This window comes from Candidatus Electronema sp. TJ (assembly GCF_048287355.1).
In the GTDB taxonomy this organism is placed as follows: Bacteria; Desulfobacterota; Desulfobulbia; order Desulfobulbales; family Desulfobulbaceae; genus Electronema.
Map to the genome: position 1 here is coordinate 2227 of NZ_JBLWEP010000085.1, position 3315 is coordinate 5541.

Genomic DNA, 3315 nt, shown 5'->3' on the forward strand with positions numbered 1-3315 from the left:
AAAAGCCATGAGCTGCGCGTGGCCGACCGGGTGTTGAACAGCCATTTCGGCGGCATCTCTGAAGCCTATGTGGTGCTCTCCGGCAAAACTGAGGAGCTGGCCGCTGCCAAGGCAGCCGAGCTGCTGAAGAAAGAGCTGGAGCCGCTGACTGCCGCGCTCAAGGGAACCGCGCTGAAAACGGTCGAACAAGAGGCCTTGGCAGCGAAGAACGGCACTGAACTGCTGGACAATCTGACTGAAGCATGGAACGCCGAACTGGACAATATTCCGTCTGAGGATCAGGAGGGCTATGAGTTCTGGACAGCGGCGGTTGATGCTGTTGATCAGGTGCGCAGCCGCAAGGAAATCTTCAAACAGCCTGATTTGCTGCGGTGGATCGCTGATTTTCAAGCGCATCTGGCCAAGCAGGGCGATGTGAGCAAGTCCAACACGATCAGCGATGTGGTGCGAAAGGTGCATCAGGAGCTGCACGAGGGCGACCCGCAGCAGTTCATCATCCCGGAAACAGCCAATGCGGTGGCCGAGACGCTGGTTTCCTTGCAAAACAGCCATAAACCAGATGAGCTGCTGCGCTTTGTCACCAAGGATTACACGAAAGCCACTATCCGGCTTCAGCTCCGCAGCAGCGACAGCAGCAGCATGGAACGAGTGATGAAGGATGTGGAGCAGTACTTTGCCGCAAACAAGCCGCCTGTGGAACTGACTCATCAATGGGCGGGCTTGGCCAGCATCAATGCTGTCTGGCAGCAGAAGACAACAGGCCTGATGAAGGCTTTTCTCTCCAGCTTTGCCGTCGTCTTTCTGCTGCTGCTCATCCTGTTCCGTTCTGTGATCTGGGGGTTGCTGGCCATGATTCCGCTGTGCTTCACCATCATCTTTATGTACGGCGCGCTTGGTTTGACCGGCAAAGACTGCGATATGCTGCTGGTGCTGCTTTCTTCATCAGCCTTGGGGCTTGCTGTAGATTTCGCCGTCCATTTTCTCCAGTGCGCCCGGATGACGATGCGCAGAAACGGAAGCTGGGACGAGGCGGTGCGCGGCCTGTTTGACGAGCCAGCGCGGGCGATGCTGCGCAACATCATCGTGATTGCGGCAGGCTTCACTCCGCTGCTGCTCGCGTCGCTGGTGCCGTATCAGACCGCAAGCATCTTCTTGGCCTTGATCATGTTCTGCTCCGGCTTTGCCACGCTGTGGATGCTGCCTGCCCTGCTGACAGTGATGAAGGGCTGGGTGTTCAAGAAAGAGCTGTCAGGTTTGCAGCCGAACTCTTGAATTTTAAAACCGCATTTTTTCATTGCTGAGCTGGCGCAAACTGAACGGCCAGAGGTTGCTGTGTTGACTGGTGTGAACAGCTCCTTTTTTAAAAAAGGATCGGCCTTTTTCTAAAAAGCAGCTGTGGCTTTTTAAAAAAGCATTCTCCCTTTTTCTAAGAGGAGCTGTCCTCTCTCAAAAAAGGAAAGGCCCTTTTTAATAAAGGGCAGCTCTGCTTTAAAAAAAGAAGCAGCCTTTTATGAAGAGGACTGAGGTTCGCCGGAATCGCCTTGCAGACAGGCCAACGCTGATCTGCAAGGCGAACGGCAGGAGCGGCAGCTCATTTGCGCAGCTTGCTGCGCAACAACGATGCAACACGCACAATCAATTAAACCCAACATGGAGACTGATCATGATCGTCACTGACTGGATTCACAGCATCGCCGGATTCTTCATCATCCTTGGCCTGACCTTGGGCTTCAACTGCGGCGGCAACCCGCTTTTTGTCCACCAGTATTTTCTCTTCCTGCCGCTCTTTGTCGGCCTCAACCTTTTCCAGTTCGGCATCAGCAAATTCTGCCCGCTGGGTCTCATCCTGAAGAAGCTGGGCGTGCCTGAGACACGGGAAAACTGCGGCGGCGGCTGCGGCAAGTGAGGCTGCGGCAATGAGCGGCGCGAATGCCAGCCAGTGGCTGAAAACAACCTTTCCCTGCCCTGAGACCGCGCTGGAGGCGGTTACGGATTTGCTCGGCGTGCTCAGCGGTTCGGCAGTGGAGCAGAGTCCGGTCAAGGATGGCCTGAGCCAGATCAGCGGCTTTTTTGAATTCACCAGCGAAGCCGGACGCGATGAGGCGTTCCGCCGCCTTGAGCAGGAGCTGGGCGAGCTGCTGGCAGCTTATGGCCTGCCTGCGCCGGAGATCAGCAGCTCTGTGCTTGCCGATGAGGACTGGGCCACCTCATGGCAGCAGTATTTCACACCCTTCGCCATTGTGCCTGGTCTGATCATCAAGCCGAGCTGGGAAAGCTATGCCGCTCAGCCCGGCGAGCAGGTGCTGGAGATGGATCCGGGCATGGCCTTTGGCACTGGCCAGCACGCCTCAACCCAGCTGGCTCTCAGCTTGGTGCAGAGCTGCTGCCGCACCGCGCCGCCGGAACGGATGCTGGACGTGGGCACCGGCACCGGCATTCTGGCTATGGCCGCCGTCCTTTTCGGAGCCAAGGAGGCTACAGCCATTGACAACGACCCTGTGGCAGTGGCTGTGGCGGCTGAGAATATCGCCCGCAACGGTCTTGCTGAACGCATTGCGGTTTCAGCGAAGCCGCTGGAGGAGATCAGCGGTCAATTCGATCTGATCTGCGCCAACATCCTCCATGACGTGCTGGCGGAGCTGGCTCCGGCTCTTGTCCGGCGGCTGGCAGCAAAAGGGCAGATTATTCTTTCAGGCCTGCTCTGTGGCAGTCAGGAGGAAAGCATCCTCCGCATTTATGGGGCATTGGGCCTCCGCCTGCGGCAGGCAGTCCATGAAAATGAATGGGCCGCCCTGCTGCTTGAAGCCTGAGCGATGTACGAAAAACATTGACTTTTTCTCCAAAAGAGGTAGGTTTCAGCCGCCTGCGGGCTGTGTCTTGGCCCGGAAACCTCAATGCTCAAATGCAAAGGAGAAAGGAAATGAAGCTGTCAAAAAAGCTGTTGTCCCTCATGAGTTTAGCCACTCTGTGGTTCTGCGCCGCTCCGGCTGCTGCCGAAGAGTACAAGGTCGGCGTGCTGGCCAAGAGCGGCGATCTCAAGGCCATCACCCAATGGAGTGCGCACGGCGAGTATCTCAGCAAGGTGCTGGGCAAATCTGTTTCTGTGGAGCCGGTGACATTCAACGCGATGGATGCCGCTATCCGTGAGAAAAAAGTTGATTTTCTTCTCGCCAATCCTGCCATCTATGTTGACATGCACGACAAATATGGCACAGAGGCCGTGGCGACAATGATCAACAGCATCAATGGCAAAAGCGTGCATCAGTTCGGCGGGGTGATTTTCGTGCGCAAAGACAGCCCGGTGCAAACCTTGGC

At 56.4% G+C, this 3315-nt stretch carries 4 protein-coding genes; all 4 read left to right on the forward strand.

Features of this window, described 5'->3' with window-relative positions; translation table 11 throughout:
- On the forward strand, positions 1-1272 hold a 1272-nt coding region (locus ACNKID_RS07530), incomplete at its 5' end, for an efflux RND transporter permease subunit (RefSeq protein ID WP_417912828.1).
- 391 nt (positions 1273-1663) lie between these two features.
- A complete protein-coding gene (locus tag ACNKID_RS07535) occupies positions 1664-1906 on the forward strand; it encodes a DUF2892 domain-containing protein (RefSeq protein ID WP_417912829.1) in 243 nt (80 codons plus the stop codon).
- A gap of 10 nt (positions 1907-1916) precedes the next feature.
- Positions 1917-2810, forward strand: a complete 894-nt coding sequence (locus ACNKID_RS07540; RefSeq protein WP_417912830.1) for a 50S ribosomal protein L11 methyltransferase — start codon at positions 1917-1919, stop codon at positions 2808-2810.
- A 110-nt stretch (positions 2811-2920) separates the two neighbouring features.
- The coding region (locus ACNKID_RS07545) for a PhnD/SsuA/transferrin family substrate-binding protein (protein WP_417912831.1) at positions 2921-3315 on the forward strand (395 nt) is incomplete at its 3' end.

Excerpts from the sequence above, each read along its gene's own strand:
- ACNKID_RS07535 (WP_417912829.1), top strand. The coding sequence starts at position 1,664 with ATGATCGTCACTGACTGGATTCACAGCATCGCCGGATTCTTCATCATC.
- ACNKID_RS07540 (WP_417912830.1), top strand. The coding sequence starts at position 1,917 with ATGAGCGGCGCGAATGCCAGCCAGTGGCTGAAAACAACCTTTCCCTGC.